Source organism: Streptomyces sp. NPDC005898 (assembly GCF_040629635.1).
Lineage (GTDB): Bacteria > Actinomycetota > Actinomycetes > Streptomycetales > Streptomycetaceae > Streptomyces.
In genome coordinates this window covers 208,404-233,355 of the sequence record NZ_JBEXWC010000002.1, presented here as the reverse complement: position 1 = coordinate 233,355, position 24,952 = coordinate 208,404, and the positions used below count along the sequence as shown (strand labels likewise).

The 24,952-nt window shown below is 72.4% G+C and carries 24 protein-coding genes; 17 read left to right on the top strand and 7 right to left on the bottom strand.

The window, feature by feature from the left end; translation table 11 throughout:
• The first annotated feature begins 28 nt into the window (after positions 1-28).
• The 4 genes from ABZ385_RS03755 (at position 29) to ABZ385_RS03740 (ending at position 2,193) form a co-directional block, all read left to right on the top strand.
• Complete coding sequence (locus ABZ385_RS03755; protein ID WP_358587626.1) at positions 29-427, top strand: hypothetical protein; 399 nt, start codon at positions 29-31, stop codon at positions 425-427.
• 163 nt (positions 428-590) lie between these two features.
• Positions 591-1,421 (top strand): hypothetical protein, encoded by an 831-nt coding sequence (locus ABZ385_RS03750; protein WP_358909536.1) that lies wholly within the window; start codon positions 591-593, stop codon positions 1,419-1,421.
• 119 nt (positions 1,422-1,540) lie between these two features.
• A complete protein-coding gene (locus tag ABZ385_RS03745; protein ID WP_358697803.1) occupies positions 1,541-1,804 on the top strand; it encodes a hypothetical protein in 264 nt (87 codons plus the stop codon).
• Positions 1,801-2,193, top strand: coding sequence for a hypothetical protein (locus ABZ385_RS03740; protein ID WP_358697805.1), 393 nt, complete (start codon positions 1,801-1,803; stop codon positions 2,191-2,193). The genes ABZ385_RS03745 and ABZ385_RS03740 overlap by 4 nt, the downstream gene beginning before the upstream one ends.
• Positions 2,194-2,243: 50 nt before the next feature.
• Here ABZ385_RS03740 and ABZ385_RS03735 read toward each other — a convergent pair whose 3' ends face one another.
• From ABZ385_RS03735 to ABZ385_RS03725, 3 genes are all read right to left on the bottom strand, one after another.
• On the bottom strand, positions 2,244-4,259 hold the full coding sequence (locus tag ABZ385_RS03735; RefSeq protein ID WP_358909534.1) for a serine/threonine-protein kinase: 2,016 nt from the start codon (positions 4,257-4,259) through the stop codon (positions 2,244-2,246).
• 416 nt (positions 4,260-4,675) lie between these two features.
• Positions 4,676-4,966: a hypothetical protein gene (locus ABZ385_RS03730; RefSeq protein ID WP_358582770.1), complete on the bottom strand. Its 291-nt coding sequence runs from the start codon at positions 4,964-4,966 to the stop codon at positions 4,676-4,678.
• 191 nt (positions 4,967-5,157) lie between these two features.
• A complete protein-coding gene (locus tag ABZ385_RS03725; protein ID WP_358909532.1) occupies positions 5,158-6,354 on the bottom strand; it encodes a helix-turn-helix transcriptional regulator in 1,197 nt (398 codons plus the stop codon).
• Between the two features lie 368 nt (positions 6,355-6,722).
• Between ABZ385_RS03725 and ABZ385_RS03720 the strand changes: the two genes are divergently transcribed.
• The 5 genes from ABZ385_RS03720 (at position 6,723) to ABZ385_RS03700 (ending at position 13,452) form a co-directional block, all read left to right on the top strand.
• Positions 6,723-7,535, top strand: a complete 813-nt coding sequence (locus ABZ385_RS03720) for a VTC domain-containing protein (RefSeq protein ID WP_358909531.1) — start codon at positions 6,723-6,725, stop codon at positions 7,533-7,535.
• Between the two features lie 263 nt (positions 7,536-7,798).
• A complete protein-coding gene (locus ABZ385_RS03715) occupies positions 7,799-9,157 on the top strand; it encodes an aspartate aminotransferase family protein (RefSeq protein ID WP_358909529.1) in 1,359 nt (452 codons plus the stop codon).
• A gap of 216 nt (positions 9,158-9,373) precedes the next feature.
• Positions 9,374-10,072, top strand: a complete 699-nt coding sequence (locus tag ABZ385_RS03710; RefSeq protein ID WP_358698052.1) for a GntR family transcriptional regulator — start codon at positions 9,374-9,376, stop codon at positions 10,070-10,072.
• Positions 10,069-12,678 (top strand): dolichyl-phosphate beta-glucosyltransferase, encoded by a 2,610-nt coding sequence (locus ABZ385_RS03705; RefSeq protein ID WP_358909527.1) that lies wholly within the window; start codon positions 10,069-10,071, stop codon positions 12,676-12,678. Before ABZ385_RS03710 ends, ABZ385_RS03705 begins: the two co-directional genes overlap by 4 nt.
• 123 nt (positions 12,679-12,801) lie before the next feature.
• Positions 12,802-13,452, top strand: coding sequence for a hypothetical protein (locus tag ABZ385_RS03700; protein ID WP_358582788.1), 651 nt, complete (start codon positions 12,802-12,804; stop codon positions 13,450-13,452).
• Positions 13,453-13,554: 102 nt separating this feature from the next.
• Here ABZ385_RS03700 and ABZ385_RS03695 read toward each other — a convergent pair whose 3' ends face one another.
• Complete coding sequence (locus ABZ385_RS03695) at positions 13,555-14,310, bottom strand: SLATT domain-containing protein (protein WP_358697705.1); 756 nt, start codon at positions 14,308-14,310, stop codon at positions 13,555-13,557.
• Positions 14,311-14,589: 279 nt separating this feature from the next.
• Here ABZ385_RS03695 and ABZ385_RS03690 point away from each other — a divergent pair, with 279 nt between their 5' ends.
• From ABZ385_RS03690 to ABZ385_RS03660, 7 genes are all read left to right on the top strand, one after another.
• Positions 14,590-14,931, top strand: a complete 342-nt coding sequence (locus ABZ385_RS03690; protein ID WP_358582793.1) for a YbaB/EbfC family nucleoid-associated protein — start codon at positions 14,590-14,592, stop codon at positions 14,929-14,931.
• Between the two features lie 71 nt (positions 14,932-15,002).
• Positions 15,003-15,602 (top strand): recombination mediator RecR, encoded by a 600-nt coding sequence (gene recR, locus ABZ385_RS03685; RefSeq protein ID WP_358582795.1) that lies wholly within the window; start codon positions 15,003-15,005, stop codon positions 15,600-15,602.
• Positions 15,595-16,269, top strand: a complete 675-nt coding sequence (locus tag ABZ385_RS03680) for a DUF5063 domain-containing protein (RefSeq protein WP_358582797.1) — start codon at positions 15,595-15,597, stop codon at positions 16,267-16,269. Before recR ends, ABZ385_RS03680 begins: the two co-directional genes overlap by 8 nt.
• Positions 16,270-16,486: 217 nt before the next feature.
• Positions 16,487-17,761: an aspartate kinase gene (locus tag ABZ385_RS03675; protein WP_358582800.1), complete on the top strand. Its 1,275-nt coding sequence runs from the start codon at positions 16,487-16,489 to the stop codon at positions 17,759-17,761.
• On the top strand, positions 17,758-18,816 hold the full coding sequence (locus ABZ385_RS03670) for an aspartate-semialdehyde dehydrogenase (protein WP_358697704.1): 1,059 nt from the start codon (positions 17,758-17,760) through the stop codon (positions 18,814-18,816). Before ABZ385_RS03675 ends, ABZ385_RS03670 begins: the two co-directional genes overlap by 4 nt.
• Positions 18,817-19,180: 364 nt before the next feature.
• Positions 19,181-19,843 carry a SigE family RNA polymerase sigma factor gene (locus ABZ385_RS03665; protein WP_358582804.1) on the top strand — a complete coding sequence of 221 codons (663 nt, stop codon included), beginning with the start codon at positions 19,181-19,183 and terminating at the stop codon, positions 19,841-19,843.
• On the top strand, positions 19,840-20,976 hold the full coding sequence (locus ABZ385_RS03660; protein ID WP_358909525.1) for a hypothetical protein: 1,137 nt from the start codon (positions 19,840-19,842) through the stop codon (positions 20,974-20,976). Before ABZ385_RS03665 ends, ABZ385_RS03660 begins: the two co-directional genes overlap by 4 nt.
• A gap of 13 nt (positions 20,977-20,989) precedes the next feature.
• Here the strand turns inward: ABZ385_RS03660 and ABZ385_RS03655 are convergent, their stop codons facing one another.
• The 3 genes from ABZ385_RS03655 to ABZ385_RS03645 form a co-directional block, all read right to left on the bottom strand.
• Positions 20,990-21,787: an SURF1 family protein gene (locus tag ABZ385_RS03655; protein WP_358582809.1), complete on the bottom strand. Its 798-nt coding sequence runs from the start codon at positions 21,785-21,787 to the stop codon at positions 20,990-20,992.
• 73 nt (positions 21,788-21,860) lie between these two features.
• Positions 21,861-23,705, bottom strand: coding sequence for a prolyl oligopeptidase family serine peptidase (locus ABZ385_RS03650; protein WP_358582812.1), 1,845 nt, complete (start codon positions 23,703-23,705; stop codon positions 21,861-21,863).
• Between the two features lie 98 nt (positions 23,706-23,803).
• Positions 23,804-24,337: a GNAT family N-acetyltransferase gene (locus ABZ385_RS03645; protein ID WP_358698381.1), complete on the bottom strand. Its 534-nt coding sequence runs from the start codon at positions 24,335-24,337 to the stop codon at positions 23,804-23,806.
• 325 nt (positions 24,338-24,662) lie between these two features.
• On the opposite strand from ABZ385_RS03645, the gene ABZ385_RS03640 reads away from it, so the two are divergent.
• Positions 24,663-24,890 (top strand): chaplin, encoded by a 228-nt coding sequence (locus ABZ385_RS03640; RefSeq protein ID WP_358582875.1) that lies wholly within the window; start codon positions 24,663-24,665, stop codon positions 24,888-24,890.
• Positions 24,891-24,952: the final 62 nt, after the last annotated feature.

Here is a 24,952-nt window from a genome sequence, read left to right as displayed (position 1 = left end):
GCTATCCTCGCGCCGCTTGGCTGAACCCATGAACACGCACAACGCGCAGGCCGACTGGATTCCGGCGACCGGCCTCCAACTCCGCAAGGCGGGCGTCCAGTTCGACGCCGTACGAGTCGACGGCGACCGGGGCCGCGCCCTTGCCGACGAGCTGGCGCGGCTGACGGGCGGCGACCCGGGGCCGATCGTGGAGGAGGCGAACGGGCGTCGCGGGGTGTACTTCCTCGTCCCGGTCGGCAGCACGTCGCACCGGCCGTGGCCGGACGGCGTCACGCGCCTGACCGCCGCGCCGGGACACGTGTCGTACGTACCGGTACCGGCGCTGGACGGCCATACCTGGCCCCTGAGTTGGCGCTACCGCCCCAGCGGCGCGGACCGCCGCGTACACACCCTGCTGCTGCACACCGCGCTTAACTCGCACGAGTGAAGATAACGAACGCGACCTGCACAAAGGCCAGTTCAGACTTGCGCCCGGCACTTTGCGTGGGCATAGAGTCGCCGCCAATGGCGCGGCCGGTCGGCGGCGCATGAAGTTGCCCCCACGGTGCGGGAACACCTGGGGGCTCGACACCCGGAGCGAAGACCTCCAAATGCGCATCCATCGTACGACGCCCACGCGCGCGTTCTCCAGCTTCGCCAACTCTCTTCTCCGCGACAGGTCCATCTCCTGGTGCGCGGCAGGCGTACTGATGTACCTCCTCAGCCTCCCGAACGACGCCCGTGCCACGGTCCGTTCGCTCGCCGGACAGCGCAAGGAAGGGCGGATGCGGGTCGCCGCCGCCCTGCGTGAGCTGGAGGAATCCCGCTATCTGCGGCGGGCCGTCCACAAGGACCGCGAGACGGGCCAACTCTTCACCGTCTACGAGGTGTTCGACGCCCCGTACGACGAGGAGCCCCCAGAGGGTGACGCGGAAAAAGTTCAAAACCTGGCTCCCGGCGAGTCGGCGTCCGGGGCGGCGGGCGCTCTCCCTTCGGGAGAAAAGACCAGGGAAGAAAAACCTCCCTCCCCGGAGCCGCCGGCGCAGCGCGGCGCCGAACCCGCGAACGCCGCCGAACCGCTGGGCGTCGCGGCCCAGCTACTGGCCTCGCTCGGCAGGCGGGACCCCCGGCTCGCGCTCGGCGCCGCCGACGCGGTCCGCCTCGCGCCGCTCGTGGAGGAGTGGTGGGCGGTCGGCGCGAGCGACGCGGTGGTGCGGGCCGCGCTGACGCAGGGGCTGCCGTCCCGGGTGTACTCGGCGGCCGCGCTGGTCAAGGACCGCCTGCGCCGCAAGTTGCCCGCGCCGCCGCCTCCGCCGCGTACGCCCCACGCGGGCGAGGAGCGGCGCGCGCCCGGCCAGCCGGGATTCGTGGCGGCGGCGCTGCGCGGCGGGGCGGCGGCGAGAGCGGCGCTGCGGGGCGCGTCGGCCCCGCTCCTGGCCTGACCGGCGGCCATAAGACTCCCGGCCCACGACCGTGCGGCCGGGTCCCCCATCCGAAAGGAAACGAAATGACCACGTTACTGGAGCGGCCCGAGACGGTATACCGTCAGTATACTGTCGTCATGGCTGACACCACCGTCAAGGTTGACCCCGCTGTCCGCGACCGGCTCATGGTGCTCGCCCGCGAGCGCGGCATGACCATGCGCGACCTGATCGCCGAGCTGGCGGGAGCCACTCCCACCAAGGAGGAGCTTCAGAAGCGGTACGAGGAGGCCAAGGCGTACTGCGAGACGCACTTCGGCGTGACGCTGACGGACGAGGACCACGACAGGGCCGAGAAGGTCTGGCAGGACCTGGAGGCCGGTCGGCCCGTGGACAGCCTGTGAGCGGGTCGACGGCGGTGATCTACGACCAGACCGCCCTGCTCGCCCTGGGGTCGGGCAACCGGCTCGCCTCGCAGTTCATCTCCAACACCGAACACGGGCCGACCCGGCACGTCTACGTACCGGCACTGTGCCTCGCGGCGGCCGACGGGATGCGCAAGGGCCTAGCCGATCACGTGGGCGCGTTGCCCGCCGCCGAAATCGTCGAGTTGGACTTCGCCGGGGCCTCGGCCCTGGGCGCGCTCCTGCGTGACGGGGTCGAGTGGCGACTGGGGCAGGCGGTCCACTTGTCCCGGCCGACGCCTGACTGGCCGGACGGCCGGCCCGTGGTGACGACCGAGCCGAGCCTGTACGCGGACATGCCGCTGGTACGGACGATCCGGCTGCCGTAAAGGGCGACGGGGGCGAGGTCTCGGGGTCTCGCCCCCGGCGCGGCGGGCGCTCAGCCGGACCGGTCGTACGTCAGCTCCCCCGTACCGTCCGTGTTGGCGCGCCGCAGCTTCCCGTTGCCGAGGATCGTCACGACGCTCGCCTTGCCGGGCGTGCACGCCGACATCGGCTGCCCCTCCGTGATCTCGGTGGGCCCGATGTGCAGGCGGTCGCCGGACGCGGACTCCAGCTTGCCCTCGAAGACGCAGCGGTAGGTGCCGCCGCCGTCCGTCGGCCCCTCGGCCACCAGCGACAGGGCCGTGTCCCCGGTATCGCCCTGCTGGATGGTGAGACTGCGCGTGTGGTGGCCGGACTTGTTGTCCAGGCCGCCCGACCACGTGCCGACGTACTTGTCCGGGACGGTGCCCTCCTCCTCGGTGGGGGAGGGGGTGGGCGACGTGGACGGGTCCGGCTCCGGGGAACTGGGTCCCGGGGTCCGGGGTCCGCTGCTCGCCGAGTTCTTGGCGTCGTCGCCCCGCTTGGTGTCGTCGTCCTTGTTGTTCATGACGGCGTAGACGGTGCCGCCCGCCCCGATGGCCACTATCAACGCGACGACGATCAGCGCGGCGCTCGAACGGCCGCTGCGGCGCGCCGGTTCGTTCTGCGGCACGGGCAGCGGGGTGTACATGCCCGGACCGTAGGGCGGCGTCGGGCCGAAGCCGGCCGGGGGCTGCTGCGGGTAGCCGTAGGCGCCGGGCTGCGGGTGCTGGTGTGCCTGCTGGGGATAGCCGTACGCCGGGGCGCCCGCCGGCGGCATGGGCGGCGGAGTGGGCGTGTGCGGCGGGGCCTGGCCCCCGACCATGGTGGGCAGATGGTCGAGCGGCGCGGCGCCGGGCGCTCCGGGGGGCGGGGGAGTGGCCCCGCCACCGGCCGCCGCCCCACCGGAGGCCGCTGCCGCCGCGGCTGCCGCCGCGGCAGCCGCGGACACGGCCGCGCCCGCACCGTCGGCCCTCGCCTCGGGGGAGCCGGCCGGGGGCCCGTCCGACGATCCCGCACTGTCCGACGAACCGGCGGCTCTATCTCTGGACCCGTCCGCACCGCCCGTACCGTCCGCTGCGGCGTGTGGGGACCCCTCCGCGGCCACGACGGTCGCCACCCGGGGCTCGTCCGGGTCCTCCGCGTCCAGCAACTGCACTGCGTGCCGCCCGAGTTGGGCGACGAGGGCGCCCGGCAGCCAGGGATCGCGCGTGCGGCCCTCCGCGCCGAGGGTGTCCTGCGCGCCCGTGCGCTCCAGGACGTCGTCGAGAGTGGGCCGGGAAGCCGGGTCCTTGCGCAGGCAGAGCGCGATCAGCTCGGCCAGGTTCTCCGGGAGCCCGGAGAGGTCCGGCTCCTCCTGCGCGATGCGGAACATCAGCGCGTGGACACCGCTGTTGGCCGTGCCGAAGGGCAGCGCGCCCGAGGCGGCGTACGCGAGGACGGAGCCGAGGCAGAACACGTCGCAGGCCGGCGTGATCCGGTCCCCGCGCACCTGCTCGGGCGCCATGAAACCGGGCGAGCCGACCAGCGCGCCGGTGCGGGTGAGGCCACCGTCGGTGACGGTCTCCAGGGCGCGGGCGATGCCGAAGTCGATGACGCGCGGGCCGTCGATGGTGACCAGCACGTTCGACGGCTTGAGGTCGCGGTGGACGATGCCCGCCGCGTGGATGTCCTTCAGGGCGCCCGCGAGCCCGGCCGCCAGGATATTGACGGACCGTTCGGGCAGCGGGCCGTGGTCGCGCGAGACGACGGTCTGCAGCGAGGGCCCGGCCACGTACCCGGTGGCGACCCACGGGATGGCGGCCTCGGTGTCCGCGTCCAGGACGGGCGCCGTCCACGCGCCGCCGACGCGCCGCGCGGCCCGCACCTCCTGCCGGAAGCGGTTCCTGAACTCCTCCTGCTCGGCGAGCTCTTGGCGCACCAGCTTCACCGCGACCGTGCGGCCCCGCCCCGAACGCGCGAGGTACACCTGCCCCATGCCGCCCGCGCCGAGCCGCGCCAGCAGCCGATACGCGCCGATCCGCTGCGGATCTCCGGGACCGAGCTTTTCCATCGCCGCACCGACCTCCCCCATTGGTGTGCAACAGGGTGAGAACTCTACGGGCCGTCCATACGGTCCATCAGACGAGGTCCCACCTACGTAGAGCCCACATCATGGGCGCTTTCTCCGCAGCCGTCGACGGAATCTGTGACACATCCGTGAGACGACCGGCGCCCGCGCCGTGGTCACTCCCCTCACCGGACGGGCCCTGAATCCGACCCCCACCTCACCGAAAGCCGCACCTACGCCAGACCGTACCGTCCCCCCACCCACCACCGATCACGGACCGGTGACGCTTCCTGAACCCTCGTGGCGCGCCGGCCATGACCGGGGGCCTACCGGTCCGTGCGCCGCACGAAGGCGGACGGCTGCGGCCACCTGACGTGCCACCAGACGGCCGTCCCGCCAGCCGAACCGGACGCCCTCGCTCAGGAGCGCAGCGTCCTCATGGCCGCGCGCAGTGCTTTGCCGCCGGGGCAGCGGGTGAGGTCGTCGGCGCACTGCTCACAGCTCTGCGTGTGGTCGAGGAGCGTCCGGTAGACGTGGGCGCGGGCACACGGACGGCAGCTGCGGGGGAACCAGCTGGTGACGTTGCCGTATGCGCTCACCTCGCGCCGTTCCCCGAGGTCGAGGGCGACGGCGGTGTTGAGGCCTGCCGCGCACCACACGCAGCGCCGGCCGCACACCTGATCCTCGGCGAGCTCGGCCCGATCGGGCAACCCAACGGGGATATGCCTCGTCTCGCGCATCTGAACCATCGGCGTCTCCCGTCATCCGCACGGCTGCGACGCCGACTTCCGCCTGGCGGGGGTGAGCCGACGCCGCATCTTGTGGATCACGCTAGGGAGCCGCGCGGCCCCAGCCCAGTGACGGGCCGTCCCAGGTCAGGGATCAGGTGGGACGCAGCGCCCTACCTCAGCATGCCCAGCCGGTCCGCGAGCCCGTGCACTGGTGCGTCGCGGCGTGCGGCACGCCCGCGGAGTTCCTCGACCAGGCGGCGCGAGGTCGAGTGGTAGCGCATCCACTCGGGGGCGTTCTCCTCGGCGGCGAGCAGGGCGCCGACGGCTTGGCGGTCCTTGTCCATCTCGTTGAAGGCCAGAGCGCGATCGACGTGGAAGCGAGCCCGCCATGTCGGGGGCAGGGAATTGAGGTCGGGTACCCGGCGCGCGGCTTGGACGGCCTCGTCGGCACGCTCCATCTCGACAAGGAAGTTCACCCGAGCCACGCCCGCGTTGGTCGGGCCGAAGGGGGTCGCGTACAGCAGGAGATCGCCGTCCATCGTCTCGGCGGCACCCTTCGCCATCCGCAGCAGGCTCAGCACCTGCTCGTGCTTCTTCTGGCGTACGGCGGCGGTGGCCGCCCGCAGGAGCAGGATGCCCCAGAGCGCCAAGTCCTCCTGCGTGCTGCGGAATCCGGGCTCGATGGCTGCGGCCCGGGTCAGCGCGACGCGTTCGGCGTCGGCGAGACGGCCCTGCTTGGTGAGGACGTAGGAGAGGGTGGAAGCCGCCATGGTCTCCAGGCCCGGGTCGTCACAGCTCCGGACGGCGAGCAGCGACCGTTCCATCGCGGTGAACGCGGCATCTTCCTTGCCGAGGCCGGTGAGTGTGACCGAAGCCACCTGATAGGCGAGGGCGAGCACGGAGTTGGCCGCCGCCTTGTCGCTGCCCGTGGAGGAATGCACGACGGCACGGGCGTCCCGGATGAGCGGGGGCAGCAACACGCCGATCTCGGCCATGCGTCCCTCGCGCCGGATGGCCTCCGTGGACCGGAGCGACTCCTGGAGTTCTCGAATGCTGGGAGGGTCCTCGGGGTCGCTCTCCCCGCCGAGCAGGTCGGCCACCGGGGAGATCGCCTGCCGAAGAGCAAGGACCGAGGGTGAGTCCTCTTCCGACATCCCGTGAGTCTCGAACGTGGCGGGCTGACCGACCAGGTGGCTGGGCTCGGTGTCGAGCGCTCGGGCCAGCGCGTTGATGGTGGTGAGCCGGGCGGTCTTCCGGCGCCCTTGCTCCAGCTTGCGCACGACGTCGACCGAGACCTCCGCGCGCTCGGCGAGTTCCTCCTGCGTGAGGCCTCGCCGGTACCTGAGCTGCGCGATGCGATCGCCCATACCTGCATCGAAAGGTGCGGTCACTGATACCCCCGCCGGAAGGTGTTGTCTCCACGCTACTCCTGGCGCCGGATGCCGGACACGACGAACGGCCCCGCCCACCCGGAGACGGAAGGGGCCGTCGCGCCTGCCACTCGCAGCGCTCCGCGAGTCGTACGACGGGCCGCGCCGGTGCTGCCGCGACAGCATGCGCGCGCCCTCGCGTTTGCGGAAGTCCACTTCCGACAGGCGGAACCTTCGATACCGTTCGGGGAGTTCAGGAGAAGACCGCCCGACGCCCCGACGACCCGACGCCCCGACGAGGAACCGCGACGACACCGCACGACCCGGTCCCGCACGATCGCCCCCAGCCGCCCGAAGGAGACCGTGTGAACCCCGCCGTACGCGCCATCGCCCGCGCCGCGCTCGCCGCGCACCCCATCGCGCTGGACGAGGTGAACGCCCGCGCGCAGCTGCTCGCCCGCCACGACAACAGCTACCTCGTGCCCGTCGAGATCTTCGAAGACCTCGCGGCGCTGCTGACCGACCCCCGGCGGCCCCGCGGCCCCTTCCGGGCGCTCAGCATCGGCGGCAAACGCTGCTTCCGCTACCACTCGACGTACTACGACACCCCCGAGCTGGGCACCTTCCACGACCACCGGCAGGGTCGGCGACCCCGCTACCGCATCCGCGAACGGGTCTACCGCGACAGCGGGGAGCGGCAGTTCGAGATCAAGCTGAAGGGCGGCCGGGGCGAGACCGTCAAGCACCGCCAGCGGCTCGAAGGCGCCGACCACGCCCTGGACGAGGCGCGGCAGGGCTTCCTCGCCGGCGTGCTGCGCGGCTCGTACGACATCGAGGCCCCGCGCGGCCTGGTCCGCTCGCTCGTGACCGACTACCAGCGGGCCACGTTCGTCGCCGACGGGCAGCGCGTCACCTGCGACGCGGGGCTGGTCGTCCGGGACACCGCGACGGGCCGCACGGCCGCCGCCGACAGCGGGCTCGTCCTCGTCGAGACCAAGACCAGGACCGAGGGGCACCTGACCGACGCCGACCGGGTGCTGCACCGGTTCGGGGTGCGGGCGGCCGACTTCACGAAGTACTGCGGGGGATACGCGGCGGTCCGCCCCGAGCTGGGGAGCGGCAGGTGGGCCCGAGCGGCACGGACGGCGTTTCCGCGCGGGGCACGGGCGGGGAGGTGAGGGGGAGCGTGACGCCCGCGCCGCGGCCATGGGCCACCGCGCCGGACACCGCCCCCGCCACCGCCCCCCGGCCTTGGCCCCGCCACCGCCCCCTGGCCCCGCCACCGCCCCCTGGCCCCGCCACCGCGCCCTGGCCTTGGCCCCGCCACCGCCCCGGCCATCGCCCCCGGCCATCGCCATGCGACACAGTGTCGGGTTCCGCTTCCCACGTCAGACAGGACGCCCATGTCGTGTCCACTGGGCGGACATCTACCCTCGGCCCCATGACCCCTCAGCCGAACCCGCAGGTCGGCGCCGCCGTGAAGGCCGCTGACCGCGCCCACGTCTTCCACTCCTGGTCCGCGCAGGAGCTCATCGACCCGCCGGCCGTCGCCGGTGCCGAAGGCTCGTACTTCTGGGACTACGACGGGAACCGCTTCCTCGACTTCACCAGTGGCCTCGTCTTCACCAACATCGGCTACCAGCACCCGAAGGTCGTCGCCGCGATCCAGGAGCAGGCGGCGACGATGACGACGTTCGCGCCCGCCTTCGCCGTCGAGGCCCGCTCCGAGGCCGCACGCCTCATCGCCCAGCGGACCCCCGGCGACCTGGACAAGATCTTCTTCACCAACGGCGGCGCCGACGCCGTCGAGCACGCCGTCCGCATGGCCCGTCTGCACACGGGCCGCGCGAAGGTCCTCTCCGCGTACCGCTCGTACCACGGCGGCACCCAGCAGGCGATCAACCTCACCGGCGACCCGCGCCGCTGGGCCTCCGACAGCGGCTCGGCGGGCGTCGTCCGCTTCTGGGCGCCGTTCCTGTACCGCTCCCGCTTCTACGCGGAGAACGAGCGGCAGGAGTGCGAGCGGGCCCTCCAGCACCTGGAGGACACGATCGTCTTCGAGGGCCCGCAGACGGTCGCCGCGATCATCCTGGAGACGATCCCCGGCACGGCGGGCATCATGACGCCGCCGCCCGGCTACCTCGCGGGCGTCCGCGAGATCTGCGACCGGTACGGCATCGTCTTCATCCTGGACGAGGTCATGGCGGGCTTCGGCCGCACCGGCGAGTGGTTCGCCGTGGACCACTTCGAGGGCGTGGTGCCGGACCTGCTGACCTTCGCCAAGGGCGTCAACTCCGGGTACGTCCCGCTGGGCGGTGTGGCGATCTCCGGCGCGGTCGCGGAGACGTTCGCCCGGCGCCCCTACCCGGGCGGACTCACGTACTCCGGTCACCCGCTGGCCTGCGCCGCGGCGGTCGCGACGCTCAACGTCATGGCGGACGAGGGCGTCGTCGCCAACGCGGCCCGCATGGGCGCCGAGGTCATCGGCCCCGGCCTCGCGGAACTGGCCGAGCGGCACCCGAGCGTGGGCGAGGTGCGGGGCGTCGGCATGTTCTGGGCGCTGGAGCTGGTGAAGAACAGGGAGACCCGCGAACCGCTGGTGCCCTACAACGCCACCGGTGAGGCGAACGCCCCCATGGCGGCGTTCGGCGCCGCCGCGAAGAAGAACGGCCTGTGGCCGTTCATCAACATGAACCGCACCCATGTGGTGCCGCCGTGCACCATCACGGAACAGGAGGCGAAGGAGGGCCTCGCGGCACTGGACACGGCACTGACAGCAGCGGACGCCCACACGGTCTGACCCCGACCCCTGGGGAAACCCCACCCGCCCACCCCTGGACCCGGAGCAACGGGCGGGTGGGTGGGAAACACCCGCCCGGGGCCAACCAGGCACCCGGATGCCAGCGGACGGCAGGCCGGACCCCCACCGCGTAGTCTGACGTGCCCACGCCCTCCCAAAGGGCCAGGAAAGACGACCGCACCAGGCGACCACGCCAGACTCCGTGGGGGAACCCAGATGCCCGGCACCGACGGCCCCGCCGTCATCCGCAGCACTCTGCGCCAGCAGATCGCCGACGCCCTGCGCGACGAGGTCCTCGCCGGCCGCCTGGAGCCCGGCCAGGAGTTCACGGTCAAGGAGATCGCCGAGCAGTACGGCGTCTCCGCGACCCCCGTACGTGAGGCCCTGGTGAACCTCACGGCGCAGGGCCTCCTGGACGCCGACCAGCACCGCGGCTTCCGCGTCCACGAGCACACCCTGGACGACTACCGCCGCATGCTGGAGGCCCGGGGCCTGATAGCCGACGGCATGTTCCGCGACCTGGCGCGGCACGGCGACGCCCGCGGCGACATGAGCGACGCGCTGCTCTCCGTACGCCGCAGGGGCGAGGAGGCGGCCCGCGCGGCCTGCGCGGGCGACCTGAACGTCCTGATCGGTTACGACCTGCGCTTCTGGCGCGAGCTGAGCGCCCTCTTCGGCAACCCCCACCTCTCCGACTTCCTGCACCGCCTGCGCGTGAAGTCCTGGGTCTGCGCCGTCACCCACCTGCGCCGCTGGAGCGAGGAGGGCGGCGGCGAGCTGCGCGGCGCGCTGTGGTCCCGGCACACGGAGCTGGTCGACGCCCTGGCCCGCCGCGAGCCCGCCGCCGCGCACGTCATCGTCAGGGAGTACAACGCGCACTCCTTGTCCCTGATAGAGCGGCTGGCCGCGGCATGAGCACCCACGACCTGACGGTCGTCGTCCCCGCGTACAACGAGGAGCACCGCCTCGCCCCCACCCTCACGGCCATAAGAACCCACCTCGACACGCTCTACCAGAACGAAAGCCACGAAAGCCCCGAAAGCCACACCACCCCCCACACCCCCCACAGCCCCGCCGCAGACGCCCGTCCCGCCCCGGCCAAGCGCACCCCCGACGACCCCACATGGGAACTGATCGTCGTGGACGACGGCTCCACCGACCGCACCGCCGAGATCGCCGCCGAGGCCGCCACCGCCGACCCCCGCGTCCGCCTGATCCGCGCGGAGCGCAACCAGGGCAAGGGCCACGCCCTGCGTCTGGGCGTCCTGGCCTCCCGGGGCCGCCGCGTCCTGATCACCGACGCCGACCTCGCCGCGCCCATCGCGGAGCTGGACCACCTCGACAAGGCGCTCGCGGACGGCCACACCGCGGCGATCGGCTCCCGCGCCCGGCCGGGCGCCACCATCGGCGCCCACCAGCACCGCCTGCGCGAGCTGCTCGGCCGGACCGGCAACTTCCTCATACGCTCGGTCGCCGTCCCCGGAGTCCGCGACACCCAGTGCGGCTTCAAGCTCTTCGACGGCGACCGCGCCCGCGAGGCCTTCGCCGCGTCGCGGCTGCGCGGCTGGGGCATAGACGTCGAGATACTCCAGTACTTCCGCCGGGCGGGCTGGCCGGTCGCCGAGGTGCCCGTGCGCTGGTCCCACCAGGAGGGCTCGAAGGTCCGCCCGCTGGACTACGTCAAGGTCCTCGCCGAACTGACCCTCCTCAAGGCCCGCGCGATCCGCCCCCGGCGCGCGAGCCAGGACGCGACCCGCCGCCGCGGCCCTCGCACCCCGCACCGCGCCGACGTCCTGGTCGCGCTCCTCTTCCTGATCCTGTCGGTCGTCCTGTACGCGCAGCGCTGGATCTCGCCGGCCCACCGCTACATCCCGGACTCCATGCAGGACCAGAACCAGTGGGAGTGGTTCTTCGCGGTGACGGCGGACAACGTCCGCCACCTGCACAACCCGCTCTTCACCACCCTCCAGAACTTCCCGGACGGCGTGAACCTCATGGCCAACACGGTCATGCTCGGCCTCTCCGTCCCACTGGCCCCCGTGACCTGGCTCCTGGGCCCCGCCTTCGCCCTGAACGTGGCGATGACCGGCGGCCTGGCCGCCACCGCCGTCGCCTGGTACTGGCTGATTCGCCGGCGGCTGGTCGCCCACCGGGGCGCGGCCGCCGCCGGCGCGGCCCTCGCGGCCTTCGCGCCCCCGATGGTCAGCCACGCCACCGCCCACCCGAACTTCATCGTCCTGTTCATGATCCCGCTGATCATCGACAGGGCGCTGCGGCTGTGCGAGGGCACCAGGGTCGTACGCGACGGAGTCGTCCTCGGCCTGTTCACGGCGTACCAGATCTTCCTCGGCGAGGAACCGCTGCTGCTCGCCGCGCTCGGCATGCTGCTGTTCGCCCTCGCCTACGCGCTGGCCCGCGGGGACGTGGCGCGGCGGTCCTGGCGCCCGCTCGCCCGGGGCGTCGGCGTGGCCCTGGCCGTCGCCCTCCCGCTGGTCGCCTACCCCCTGTACTGGCAGTTCTTCGGCGCCCAGAGCTATCAGAGCGTGCTGCACGGCGACGGCGCGGGCAACAGCCCGCTCGCGTTCGTCGCCTTCGCGGAGCGCTCCCTCGCGGGCGCCGCCGAGAGCGCCGACGCACTCGCCCTGAACCGCACCGAGCAGAACGCCTTCTACGGGTGGCCGCTCACCGCCCTGGCCTTCGCGATCGTCGTACGCATGGGGGAGCGGGCGGTGGTCAAGGCGCTCGCCTGTACCGCGCTCGGGGCGGCGCTGCTCTCGCTCGGCCCAAAGTTCCGGATCCCGCTGACCGACATCGTCCTGCCGGGCCCGTGGGCGGCGATCCGGCACCGCCCGCTCTTCGAGTCCGTCATCGAGGGGCGCGTGGCGATGGTGTGCGCCCCGGCGCTCGGCATGCTGCTCGCGCTGGCGCTCGACCGCCTGCTGGCCCCCCGGGCGGGCGGCCCGCGATCCGCCCGGTACGCGGGTCTCGCCGCCGTCGCCCTCGCCCTGCTGCCGATCGTGCCCGTGCCGCTCGACGCCGTGGACCGGGCCGAGGTGCCGCCGTTCATCGCGCGGGGCACCTGGCGCGCCCACCTCGGCGCGGACGAGACGCTCGTACCGATCCCGGTGCCCGACGCGGCCCACGCGGAGGCCCTGCACTGGCAGACCGTCGCCGGCCTCGGCTTCCGCCTGCCCGGCGGCTACTTCAACGGCCCCTGGGGCCCGGACCGCGTCGGCATCTACGGCCCCGTGCCCCGCAACACCTCCAACCTCCTGCGCCACGTCGCCGACACGGGCCGCGTCCCCAAGATCACCCCGGCCTGGCGCGAGGCGGCCCGCGCCGACCTGGAGTTCTGGCGCGCGGGCGTCCTCGTCCTGCCCCCGCAGCAGCACGACGCGGCCCTGCGCACGACCGTGGAGGCACTCGTCGGACGGCCGGCGCGGTGGGTCGACGGTGTGTGGGTATGGGACCTGTACGAGAACACCGACCGCGGTGACCGGAACGCGCACGGGGGCAGCTAGCGGCCGGGGGGCGGCACTACGCTGCCAGCACGCGAGGCAACGCACAGCTACGCACACACAGGTGCGTCCGTACGTACATACCTGGACATACAGGCGTACCCCGATCCGACCCGAGGAGTCTTCTTGGCCTGCGACCTGTGGCTGGTCCCGCTCGTCGACGTGTTGTGCCACAGCCCCGACAACCCCTTCGCGGAAGAGATCGCCGCCTACGACAAGGCGCTCCACGCGGCCGGTCTGCCGTCCGTCCCCGTTTTCGCGTACATGCCTGGCCTGTCCGGCGACGTCGCCCCGGTCGCGGGTTTCGACTACGACGCGCTGCACTTCCTGCGCCGCGCCTACCTCCTGCGGATCTGCGGCCTGGAGGTCACGCCGGTGGACGCGCTGGGCGGTGACTACGAGCAGCTCCTGGAGATGTTCGACGCCACGGCCCAGCAGTCGCACCTGGTCTGGCACTACGACCACGCCGGCGCGTACGTCCCGGTGGACTTCCCGGCGCCGCTGTCGAACGACGAGCTGCTCGCCGGGGGCGGCCCGCTGGGCTCCTCGCAGGCGCTCCTGCGCGAGCTGGAGTTCGTCGCCCCGTCGATCGGCATAGACCCGGCGAACCCTCCACAGGCCCCGATGCCGCCCGCGGCGCCGACCGCCCTGGAGGAACCGGCGGCGCCCGCCCCCGCGGACGCGAGCCCCTTCGCCCGGGAACGCCATGTCTGGCTGGGCCTGCACGCGGCCACGACCCGCAGCCTCGCCCAGGGCTCGATGATCATCTACAGCTGAGCGCGCGAAGCCGCCGAGCACAGGACACGAGCCGCCGAGAACGCCGAGAACGCCGAGAACGCCGAGAACGCCGAGAACGCCGAGAACAAGGAGCCCCGGGCACTACCGGGGCTCCGGCGGCCGCTGGCGCGGCATGTTCGGCCGCGCCCCGGGCGGCAGCGGGAACCGCCCCGGCACGGCATGGACCTCCCGGGGCGGCACCCCGGGCACCATCGCCTGCATGACCAGCGGCACGGGACCGGCCCGGAACTCCACCATCCAGTCCGAGGTCTCCACGCGCACCAGCTCCGCCAGGTCCTCGGAGAACTTCCGCAGCACCCCGAGGCACCGCTCCGCCGCCTCCCCGGCCGTGCCGTCCGTCGGCCCGAGCACCTCGCGCACGCTCTCCGACGCCCAGTCGAACTGGAACGCCTGCAATCGCCGCTGCACGGCCTGCGCGGTGGCCACGTCCCGCATCCAGCCCGACGTGAGCCCGAAGAACCGGTCGCACCCCACGCACGCCACCCCGGCGAGCAGCGCCACGAACCCCCAGGTGGCCACCCCCGCCACCGCCCCGGCCAGATCGAGCAGCGGCAGCACGCCCGCGCCCACGCCGCCCAGCGCGGCGCCCGCCCGCAGCAGGCGCGCCCCGCGCCGCTTGTGGCCGCGATCGGTGAGATACCACTGCGCCGTCTCCAGGGCGCTGCGCTCCACCCAGCGGTACAGCTCGTCCAGGCGCACGGCGGGCTCGCCCCAGTCGCCCGCCGGAAAGGCCCGCCCGGCCAGATCCCCCAGCCGCCGCCCGTCCGCACCGGCACCGGCACCCGCCCCCTGACCCTCGGGGGGCACCCCCTCGGGCTGCATCTCCGGCTGGCTCACCCGGCACTCCTCTACGAGATCCGTGACTGTTCTCCTGCGGCGACGCAACGTTCCGTACCGATGCGGTGCCCCAAGTCCTACCGCCCAATGGGTGGCCCTGAGCCCCGGTTCACGGCTTTTCCGCCCGGAAGAGGCGCTTGATCAGGTATAGGAGGTCGGCCGTTCTCACCCGAAAGAGTGCTGGGGCGACGGCACCCCTGACCACGTAGGCTCGTTTCAAGCGGAAAACCCCGCCCATGAACCCCTAGCCCCATGAACCCGTAGGAAAGGGAGCTGATCGTGATCCCCGGTGGTGGCCAGCCCAACATGCAGCAGCTGCTCCAGCAGGCCCAGAAGATGCAGCAGGACCTCGCGGCCGCGCAGGAGGAGCTCGCGCGCACGGAGGTCGACGGCCAGGCGGGCGGCGGCCTCGTCAAGGCGACGGTCACCGGCTCCGGCGAGCTGCGCGGCCTGGTGATCGACCCCAAGGCCGTCGACCCGGAGGACACCGAGACCCTGGCGGACCTGGTGGTCGCCGCGGTCCAGGCGGCGAACGAGAACGCGCAGACGCTCCAGCAGCAGAAGCTCGGACCGCTCACCCAGGGCCTGGGCGGCGGAGGCATCCCGGGCCTTCCCTTCTAAGAAACCCCTCGGCCATCTACCGTACGTAGAGAGTCGGCAGTCTCCTCAAGACCTTTCGGAAAGGCGATCCGTTGTACGAAGGCGTGGTCCAGGACCTCATCGACGAGTTGGGCAGGCTGCCCGGCGTCGGTCCCAAGAGCGCGCAGCGGATCGCCTTCCACATCCTCCAGACGGAGCCCACGGACGTGCGCCGCCTCGCGCACGCCCTGCTGGAGGTGAAGGACAAGGTCCGCTTCTGCGCGACGTGTGGGAACGTCGCGCAGGAGGAGTTCTGCGGCATCTGCCGCGACCCGCGCCGCGACCCCTCGGTCATCTGTGTCGTCGAGGAGCCCAAGGACGTCGTGGCGATCGAGCGGACCCGCGAGTTCCGCGGGAAGTACCACGTGCTCGGCGGGGCGATCAGCCCGATCGAGGGCGTCGGCCCGGACGACCTGCGGATACGGGAACTGCTGGCGAGGCTCGCGGACGGCACGGTCACGGAACTGATCCTGGCGACGGACCCGAACCTCGAGGGCGAGGCCACGGCGACGTACCTCGCCCGCATGATCAAGCCCATGGGCCTGAAAGTCACCCGCCTGGCCAGCGGGCTCCCTGTCGGGGGAGATCTGGAGTACGCGGACGAGGTCACCCTGGGCCGCGCTTTCGAGGGGAGACGACTCCTAGATGTCTGACGCCACGCTGCACGCGACCAGCGAGAACCAGAACCCGGACGACTTCGCGGTGCAGATCTCCGACCAGATCGAGAGCTTCATCGTCTCGGTCAGGGAGGTCGCCACGGGCGCCGAGCCGGACTCGGCCGTCCCCTTCCTCCTCCTGGAGGTCTCCCAGCTCCTGCTGGCCGGCGGGCGCCTCGGCGCCCACGAGGACATCGTCCCCGAGGAGCGGTACGAACCGGACCCCGGCCCCGAGCAGGACGTGGACGACCTCCGCGAGCGCCTCGCGGTGCTCCTGGAGCCGGTCGACGTCTACTCCGAGGTCTTCGACCCCTACGAGCCCCGCAAGGCGCCCGTGCCCGCCCGCATCTCGGACGACCTCGCGGACGTCGTGGCGGACCTCTCGCACGGCCTGGCCCACTACCGCGCCGGCCGCACGGTCGAGGCGCTGTGGTGGTGGCAGTTCTCGTACTTCTCCAACTGGGGCGGCACGGCGTCCGCCGCCCTGCGCGCGCTCCAGTCCCTGGTCGCCCACGTCCGGCTGAACCAGCCCCTGGAGGACCTGGACGGCCTGGACACCGACGAGGACCTGACCGAGGACGCGCTCGCCGAGGCGGCCGGCCGGGTCATGGCCGAGGAGATCGCGGGCCCGCTCGGCCTGCACACGGTCAAGCCGGTGCGCTAGGGCCGCCTGTGAGCCGCCCCACTTTCCGGAGTGCGGTGCTCCACAGCGGGCATGTGCCAAGCCGAGCGACCGGAACGTACGACCCGACCAGCGGGCACGTATGCCCTGGGGTGATCGAGCGGTGAGCGGAACATCTCACGATGTGATATCCGCGAGGCGAATTTCGGTCGCTCGTTAAACTGAGCCGACCGCACAACGGATTGAGCGAGGAGCGCACGTGGGCCTTGTCGTGCAGAAGTACGGAGGCTCCTCCGTAGCCGATGCCGAGGGCATCAAGCGGGTCGCCAAGAGAATCGTCGACGCCAAGAAGAACGGCCATCAGGTCGTCGTCGTGGTGTCCGCGATGGGCGACACGACGGATGAGTTGATCGATCTCGCCGGACAGGTATCCCCGATCCCTGCCGGACGCGAATTCGACATGCTGCTGACCGCCGGAGAGCGGATCTCCATGGCCCTGCTGGCCATGGCGATCAAAAACCTGGGCCACGAGGCGCAGTCGTTCACCGGCAGCCAGGCCGGCGTCATCACCGACTCCGTCCACAACAAGGCGCGGATCATCGATGTCACCCCCGGGCGGATCCGGACCTCGATCGACGAGGGCAACATCGCCATCGTCGCCGGGTTCCAGGGCGTCAGCCAGGAGGGCAAGAACATCACCACGCTGGGCCGCGGCGGGTCGGACACGACCGCCGTCGCCCTCGCCGCCGCCCTCGACGCCGAGGTCTGCGAGATCTACACGGACGTCGACGGCGTCTTCACCGCCGACCCCCGCGTGGTCAAGAAGGCGCGGAAGATCGACTGGATCTCGTTCGAGGACATGCTGGAGCTCGCCAGCTCCGGGTCCAAGGTGCTGCTCCACCGCTGCGTGGAGTACGCACGCCGGTACAACATCCCGATCCACGTGCGCTCGTCCTTCAGCGGGCTCCAGGGCACATGGGTCAGCAACGAATCACAGCAAGGAGCCCGCAAGGTGGAGCAGGCCATCATCTCCGGTGTCGCGCACGACACCTCCGAGGCCAAGGTCACGGTCGTCGGCGTGCCGGACAAGCCGGGCGAGGCCGCCTCGATCTTCCGCGCCATCGCGGACGCCGAGGTCAACATCGACATGGTCGTGCAGAACGTGTCGGCCGCCTCGACGGGCCTGACCGACATCTCCTTCACCCTCCCCAAGGACGAGGGTCGCAAGGCCATCGACGCCCTGGAGAAGACCCGCTCGGCCATCGGCTTCGACTCCCTGCGCTACGACGACCAGATCGCCAAGATCTCCCTCGTCGGCGCCGGCATGAAGACCAACCCCGGCGTCACGGCGACCTTCTTCGAGGCGCTCAGCGACGCGGGCGTCAACATCGAGCTGATCTCGACCTCCGAGATCCGCATCTCCGTCGTCACGCGCGCCGATGACGTCACCGAGGCCGTGCGCGCCGTGCACACCGCCTTCGGCCTGGACTCCGACACGGACGAGGCCGTGGTCTATGGAGGCACCGGCCGATGAGCCGAAAGCCGACGCTCGCGGTCGTCGGGGCGACCGGGGCCGTCGGCACGGTCATGCTCCAGATCCTGTCGCAGCACGCCGACATCTGGGGCGAGATCCGACTCGTCGCCTCACCGCGCTCGGCCGGCCGCAAGCTGGCGGTGCGCGGTGAGCAGGTCGAGGTCCTCGCGCTGTCCGAGGACGTCTTCGACGGGGTCGACGTCGCCATGTTCGACGTGCCCGACGAGGTGTCCGCGCGGTGGGCGCCGCTCGCCGCGGCCAAGGGCGTCGTCGTGGTCGACAACTCCGCGGCCTTCCGGATGGACCCGGACGTGCCGCTCGTCGTCCCCGAGGTCAATCCGCACACCGCGCGCGTGCGCCCGCGCGGCATCGTCGCCAACCCCAACTGCACCACCCTGTCGATGATCGTCGCCGTCGGCGCGCTGCACGCCGAGTTCGGGCTGCGCGAGCTGATCGTCTCCTCGTACCAGGCCGTGAGCGGCGCGGGACGTGACGGCGTGGAGACGCTGCGGCGCCAGCTGAAGCTCGTGGCGGGCTCCGAACTGGGCACCAGCCCCGGGGACGTGCGCCGGGCCGTGGGCGAGGACACCGGGCCCTTCCCGGAGCCCGTGGCGCTCAACGTCGTGCCCTGGGCCGGGTCGCTGCGCGAGGACGGCTGGTCCTCCGAGGAGATGAAGGTGCGCGACGAGTCGCGCAAGATCCTCGGCCTGCCGGGGCTGCGCGTCGCCGCCACCTGTGTGCGCGTCCCGGTCGTGACGACGCACTCCCTGACCGTGCACGCCCGTTTCGAGGGCGAGGTCACGGTCGGCCGCGCGCGCGAGATCCTCGCCACCGCGCCGGGGGTCGTGCTGTTCGACGACCCGGCCGCCGGGGAGTTCCCGACCCCCGCCGACGTGGTCGGCACCGACCCGACCTGGGTGGGCCGCGTGCGGCGCGCGCTGGACGACCCGACCGCCCTGGAGCTCTTCGTGTGCGGGGACAACCTCCGCAAGGGGGCCGCCCTGAACACCGCGCAGATCGCGGAACTGGTGGCCGCGGAGTTCACCGGGCGCTGATCCGGGCGACGCGTGCCCCGGTCGTTCTCTCCCCGGAACTGATCGCTACGCGGCCCCGCGACGAACGAGTTTGTGTGATCTGTGTAAGTTCTGTGTCCAACTCGGTGGCCCAGGACGCTTGAACTGGATCATCTCCGCATTCGAAGATTTCGCGTCCGATCATTGCAACCAGCGGCGCGGCGAGGGGCGTCTTTAGCGAGCGCCCTCAGGGGTGACCTGGACGCCGCGAAAAATGGGGCATAGGGGAAGAGCTGGTAGGCATGGGGGCATTTGATGCATCGTCCCGAGCGGTGCGCGCACGACGTGCCGCGAACGCGATGCCGGACGCGTACAACCCTGACGGGGGGAAGCGTGTCCAACATGCGTGGCAGAGGTACTCGACTTCACAGCGGTACAGGCGAGAGGCGCGGCAGCGCTGCGTCCCCCTCGTCGTACCCGCGCGCCCGGCGGCATGCCGGTGATCGCGCCCATGCCCGCAGCGCGCCCCGCTCATCTTCCGGCGCAGCGTGAGGGCGCTGACGACACGATGACCGCGGGCACCACAGTCGACCATCTCACCGAGACCTACCGCGCCCACTACCGCTCGCTGCTCGGCCTCGCCGCGCTGCTCCTGGACGACACGGCGTCCTGCGAGGACGTGGTGCAGGAGGCGTTCATCCGGGTCCACTCCGCGCGCAAGCGGGTGCGGGACCCCGAGAAGACCCTGGCCTATCTGCGCCAGACCGTGGTCAACCTCTCGCGTTCCGCCCTGCGCCGGCGCATCCTCGGCCTGAAGCTGCTCTCCAAGCCGATGCCCGACATGGCGAGCGCCGAGGAAGGCGCCTACGACCTGCTGGAGCGCGACGAGCTGATCAAGGCCATGAAGGGCCTCCAGCGGCGCCAGCGCGAGGTGCTCGTCCTGCGGTACTTCGCCGACATGACCGAGGCGCAGGTCGCCGACACCCTGGGCATATCCCTGGGCTCGGTGAAGGCGTACGGTTCGCGCGGCATCGCGGCCCTCAGGGTCGCCATGGAGGCCCCGGCATGAGCAAGCAGGACGAGCAGGGCGGATTCGAGCGGCATGGCGGGAACGGAAACGTGAATCACGGCCCAAGTCCCAGGGAACCCGGCCGCGAGGCCGCCGGCCCCGATGCCCCTGGCCCCGAGATCCCCGGCCCCGAGGAGAGGGGAGCGGACGACCTCGGCGCCGACGAGCTGGCGCTGCGGCGGCTGATGCGGCAGGCGGTCGAGGAGATCGAGCCGAGCGAGCGCTCCCTCGAACACCTGCGGCGGGCGGTGCCGGCCCGCCGGGCCCACAAGCGCCAGGCCCTCGTCGGCCTCGCCGCGGCGGCGCTCTTCATCGGCACGGCCGTCCCCGCCCTGGTGCACGTCACCAACTCCCGGGGTGATGCGGACGACCGCCCCTCGATCGCGGGCAACAGCCAGGAGGCGCAGGGCGGCTCCGGTCCGGGCAAGGGCCACGCCTCCGGCCCGAAGGACTCCGACAAGAAGCCGGGCAAGTCCAAGGAGAAGGACAAGAAGGGCAAGAAGGGCAAGAAGGACGGCAAGGGGAAGGGCGCCACCGGCGGCGTCGGCCCGGGATCGCCCGACCCCGGCGCCTCCGAGGCCGCCACCTCGCCCGTCTGCTCCGCCGCCCAGCTCGGCGCCACCGGCAGCGCGGGCGCGGCCGACGCGGAGAACAAGGTGTACGGCAGCTTCCGCGTCACCAACATCTCCGCCACCAGCTGCACGGTCGAGGCCGCAGGCGCCGTCGCCGTGACGGCGCAGGGCGCGGCCGACCCCACGAAGGTCACGGTGGTGGACCACACGGCGGGCGACGCGGCGGCCGCGCTGCCCGACCCCTCGCTGGAGGCCAGCCCGCTCGTGCTGCAGCCCGGCTCGGCCTACGAGGTCCGCTTCGCCTGGGTCCCGGCGGAGGCGTGCCCCACCGACGGCGGCGAGCCCACCCCGAACCCGACGCCCACGGACGGCGGCACCACGGACGGCGGCCCGCCCGAGGGAGGCATGGACCCCCAGCTGGGCCGCTCCGAAGGCGGCGTGGTCGACGGAAGCGTCGTGGTCTCCCTGACCGCGGAGGCGGGCGCGCCCTCGGCGGGTGCGACGGTCGCCAACGCGTGCGCGGGCACGGTCTACCGCACGGGAATCCTGCCCGCCTCCTGAATCCGCCCCCGCCTCAGGGGCGGGGCGCGGGTTCCGCGGGGTCGGGCAGCAGGCCCAGGCGCGCGTCGCGGGCGACCTCCGCCTCGCGGCGGAACAGCCGGAACCACATGAAGACGACGAAGCCCGCGAAGACGAACCACTCGCCGGTGTAGCCGAGGTTCTGGAAGGCCTTCAGGTCCAGGCCGGTGTTCTCCGGCGCGGTCGCCGGGACCGCCTTCATGCCGGAGTCGCCCTTGTCGAGGGTGACCCAGGCGTCGTACACGTCGTCGCGCACGAGATTGACCAGCGACGCCGAGCTGATCGCGCCCAGCTGACCTCGGGGCAGGCCGCCGGCCGCGCTGACGCCATTGGCGCCGGGGCTCTCGGAGGCCTGGAGGGCGCCGGTCACCGTGACCTCGCCCTGCGGGGCGGCCGGGGCCTTGGCGGTGCGGGCCTCGCCGGGGAGCCAGCCGCGGACCACGGGCAGCGACCTGCCGCCGTCCGTGCGCAGCAGGGTCAGTACGTAGAACCCGCGCTTGCCGTCCAACTCCCGGCCGGGCACGAGAAGTTGCCTGCCGTAGTGGCCGGTGGCGGTGGCCCGCTCGCCCGAGGTGTCCCGGTCGACCGGGAGCAGCGCGTCGAGCGGCCGGGCCGCGGCCTCGCGGCCGTGCGCGCCCCGCTCCTTCGCCTGCGCCTTGGCGGACTCGTGGTCCTGTACGCGGTCCTCGAAGCGGCCGAGCTGCCAGGACCCCATGAAGACGCAGAACGGGATGGCCAGCGCGACGAAGAGGTTGATCCCCCACCAGCGGGGCGTCAGCAGAAACCGGTACACACCTCCACGGTACGGGGCCCCGCGCCCCGCCCACCCGCGGGGTCGCCCTCGCCGAGCGCCTTCCCGGCCGGGCTCAGCCCCGCCCCGCCACCGCCCCCAGGTGCCTCGCCGCGAAGTCCAGCTCCAGGGCCACCTGCTTGATGCGCTCGTCCACCACCAGCGACCCGTGGCCCGCGTCATAGCGGTACACCTCGTGGACCGCGCCGCGCGCGGCCAGCCGGTCCACGTAGTTGTCGATCTGGCGGATCGGGCAGCGCGGGTCGTTGACCCCCGCCGAGATGTAGACGGGGGCCTTGACCTGGTCGACGTAGGTCAGCGGGGACGAGGCCGCGAACCGCTCCGGGACCTCCTCCGGCGTGCCGCCCAGCAGCGTGCGGTCCATCGCCTTGAGGGCCTCCATCTCGTCGTGGTACGCCGTCACGTAGTCCGCGACGGGCACCGCGGCCAGGCCCACCGCCCAGGCGTCGGGCTGCGTGCCGATGCCCAGCAGCGTGAGGTACCCGCCCCAGGAGCCGCCCGCGAGGACCAGCCGGTCGGGGTCGGCGAGCCCGGAGTCGACCGCCCACCGGCGGACCGCCGCGATGTCCTCCAGCTCGATGAGGCCGACGCGGTGCTTGAGCGCGTCGGTCCACTCGCGGCCGTACCCCGTGGAGCCGCGGTAGTTGACCCGGACCACCGCGTACCCGTGGTCGACCCAGGCCGCCGGGCCCGCCGCGAAGGAGTCGCTGTCGTGCCAGGTGGGCCCGCCGTGCACCTCGAAGACGGTGGGGAGCGGCCCCACCGCGCCGGCCGGCTTCTGGACGAGGGCGTGGATGCGGCCGCCGGGGCCCTCGACCCACACGTCCTGCACCGGGACGGACTTCGGCGCCCGCATGCCGGGCGGGTCCAGGACCACATCGCCCGAGGTCGAGCGCACCACCGGCGGCTCGGCGGCCGAGGACCACATGTACTCCACGGTGCCGTCGGGGCGCGCGGTGGCGCCCGACACCGAGCCCGCCGGCGTCTCGATGCGGACCAGCTCGCGGGTGGCGAGGTCGTAGCGGAACAGCTCGCCCCGCGCCTCGAAGCCGTGGGCGATCAGCAGCGCGGAGCCGTCCGCGTACCACTCGGCGCTCACGTCACCCGGCAGGCCGAGCGCGAGGTCACTCTCCTCGCCGGACGCGACGTCCCACAGCATCGGCTCCCAGCGGCCGCGCCGCTGATGCCCGACCAGCAGCCGCGTGTCCCCGTCGACCGGCGCGAAGCCGAGGACCTCCAGGCCCAGCTCGACGGTGCCGCCCTCGGTGTCGTCCAGTTCGGCGACGGTGGAGCCGTCGGGCCGGATCACGCGGAGCGCGGAGTGCATGGCGTCACCGTGCTCGGTGTGCTCCAGGGCGATCAGCGTGCAGTCGTGCGAGAGGTCGCCGACGCCCGCCGACTCGCGGTGGCGGTAGACCTCGACCACCTCGTCGGGGCCGCCGGCCGGGCCGCGCCCCACGACGTGGATCGTCGAGCCGTCCTCGTCCGTCGAGCGGCCGACGACCACGGTCCTGCCGTCCCTGCCGAGCGCGAGACCCGCGGGATACGAACCGGCGAGGTCCGGCACGGCGGGCTCGTCCGGGCCGCCGGCGAAGGGCTGGCGCATCCACACGCCGAACTCGTCGCCGTCCTTGTCGTTGAACCACCAGATCCACTCGCCGTCGGGCGACAGCACGCCGTCCGTCGTGCCGTTCGGCCGGTCGGTCACCTGGCGCTGGGCGCCCGTCGCCCGGTCCCAGGCGTACAGCTCGTACGTCCCCGTCGCGTTCGACACGAACAGGGAGCGCTGCGGCGCGTCCTGCGCCCAGTCCGGCAGCGACACCCTCGGCGCCCGGAACCGCTTCTCCCAGTCGGGCATGGACTTCGACCCCGTGGCCTTCTCGGCACCCGTCTCGCTCATGCCCCCCATAGTGCCCGCACCCGCCGACAATCCGCTGGCGAGGGTCCCCAGCCTGTGGACAACCGCACGGGAGCTACCGAGCGCCCCCGCGTCCCGGCTCACGGCAGCGGCGACGGCGGCCGCAGCCACCCCTCGCGCCCGGGGTCGAACTCGCCGAGCTTCGCCCAGTCCCAGGCCCGCAGGACCTCCCGCCCCTGCTCGTCGTCCTGCTTGATCACGGCGACGACGACATCGGCGGTGTGCCGCGCCATGAGCAGCGTCCGCAGCCGGGTGGCGACGCCCGTCCCGCGGTGGGCGGGCGCCACCATCAGCTCGCCCAGCAGGAACACCCGCCCCGAGGCGGTCTGCTCCTCGACGCCGGCCGGCAGGATGCCGCGGAACCCCTCCCACCACTCACCGGTGGGAGCGGCGCGGTACCCGTACAGGCAGCCGACCAGGCCGCCCGAGTCGGCGACGACCATGTCGAAGTCGGGCTGCTGGACGTCGTGCTCGAAGCGCCGCAAGAACCCCTGCCGGTCGCGGTACTCGGCTCCGGCCGCGCCCCGATACGCCTCCACGTAGAGGTTGGCGACCGCCTCCCGCTGCTGCTCCGCCTGCCAACGGCTCAGCCGCCGCAAGAACACTTCCGCCATGCACGCCTCCCGCTCCGCCCCCTGAAAAGGGCGACTCCCCCGCATCCCGACTCCGCATGGTGACACCACCGGAGCGCCCAGCGGAACGGTGCGTCGCGGATCAGCGCGTCGAGCCGTGCCCGCGGCCCGTCCGGGAGGGAGGAGGGAACGAGAAAGGAAATCTCTACGTGGCATTCGGGTGAATTTGCCCAGCGGATCAACGGCTCGGTTTCCTCCCTTCCCATCACTCGTTAAGCAGAGCTCAGGTCACGGTGCGGGAAAAGAACTCCCCGCCCGGCCGAAGCCGCCGTCGAGGCGTGACCCGAAAGAAGGGAAAACTGTGCAGCTGAAGAAGAGCGTGACGATCGTCGCCGGTGCCGTCGTTGCCCTCGGCATGGGCGCTCCGGCGTTCGCCGACGCCGGGGCCGGGGGCACGGCGGTCGGCTCCCCGGGCGTGGTCTCCGGCAATGTCATCCAGGTTCCGGTCCACGTTCCGGTCAACGTCTGCGGCAACACCATCGATGTCGTGGGGCTCCTGAACCCGGTCTCCGGCAACAAGTGCGTCAACGACTGACGTAGGGCCCGACTGTCCCAGTCGCGTCCTGGCCGCTTCCTGCGGCACCCGGCCGTGGGGCC

Bases quoted from the DNA above. Each gene is read 5' to 3' on its own strand.
- ABZ385_RS03755 (WP_358587626.1), top strand. From the start codon at position 29: ATGAACACGCACAACGCGCAGGCCGACTGGATTCCGGCGACCGGCCTC.
- ABZ385_RS03750 (WP_358909536.1), top strand. From the start codon at position 591: ATGCGCATCCATCGTACGACGCCCACGCGCGCGTTCTCCAGCTTCGCC.
- ABZ385_RS03715 (WP_358909529.1), top strand. From the start codon at position 7,799: ATGACCCCTCAGCCGAACCCGCAGGTCGGCGCCGCCGTGAAGGCCGCT.
- ABZ385_RS03680 (WP_358582797.1), top strand. From the start codon at position 15,595: ATGTCTGACGCCACGCTGCACGCGACCAGCGAGAACCAGAACCCGGAC.
- ABZ385_RS03725 (WP_358909532.1), bottom strand. From the start codon at position 6,354: ATGGGCGATCGCATCGCGCAGCTCAGGTACCGGCGAGGCCTCACGCAG.
- ABZ385_RS03650 (WP_358582812.1), bottom strand. From the start codon at position 23,705: ATGAGCGAGACGGGTGCCGAGAAGGCCACGGGGTCGAAGTCCATGCCC.
- ABZ385_RS03660 (WP_358909525.1), top strand. From the start codon at position 19,840: ATGAGCAAGCAGGACGAGCAGGGCGGATTCGAGCGGCATGGCGGGAAC.
- ABZ385_RS03705 (WP_358909527.1), top strand. From the start codon at position 10,069: ATGAGCACCCACGACCTGACGGTCGTCGTCCCCGCGTACAACGAGGAG.
- ABZ385_RS03670 (WP_358697704.1), top strand. From the start codon at position 17,758: ATGAGCCGAAAGCCGACGCTCGCGGTCGTCGGGGCGACCGGGGCCGTC.
- ABZ385_RS03710 (WP_358698052.1), top strand. From the start codon at position 9,374: ATGCCCGGCACCGACGGCCCCGCCGTCATCCGCAGCACTCTGCGCCAG.
- ABZ385_RS03735 (WP_358909534.1), bottom strand. From the start codon at position 4,259: ATGGAAAAGCTCGGTCCCGGAGATCCGCAGCGGATCGGCGCGTATCGG.
- ABZ385_RS03745 (WP_358697803.1), top strand. From the start codon at position 1,541: ATGGCTGACACCACCGTCAAGGTTGACCCCGCTGTCCGCGACCGGCTC.
- ABZ385_RS03645 (WP_358698381.1), bottom strand. From the start codon at position 24,337: ATGGCGGAAGTGTTCTTGCGGCGGCTGAGCCGTTGGCAGGCGGAGCAG.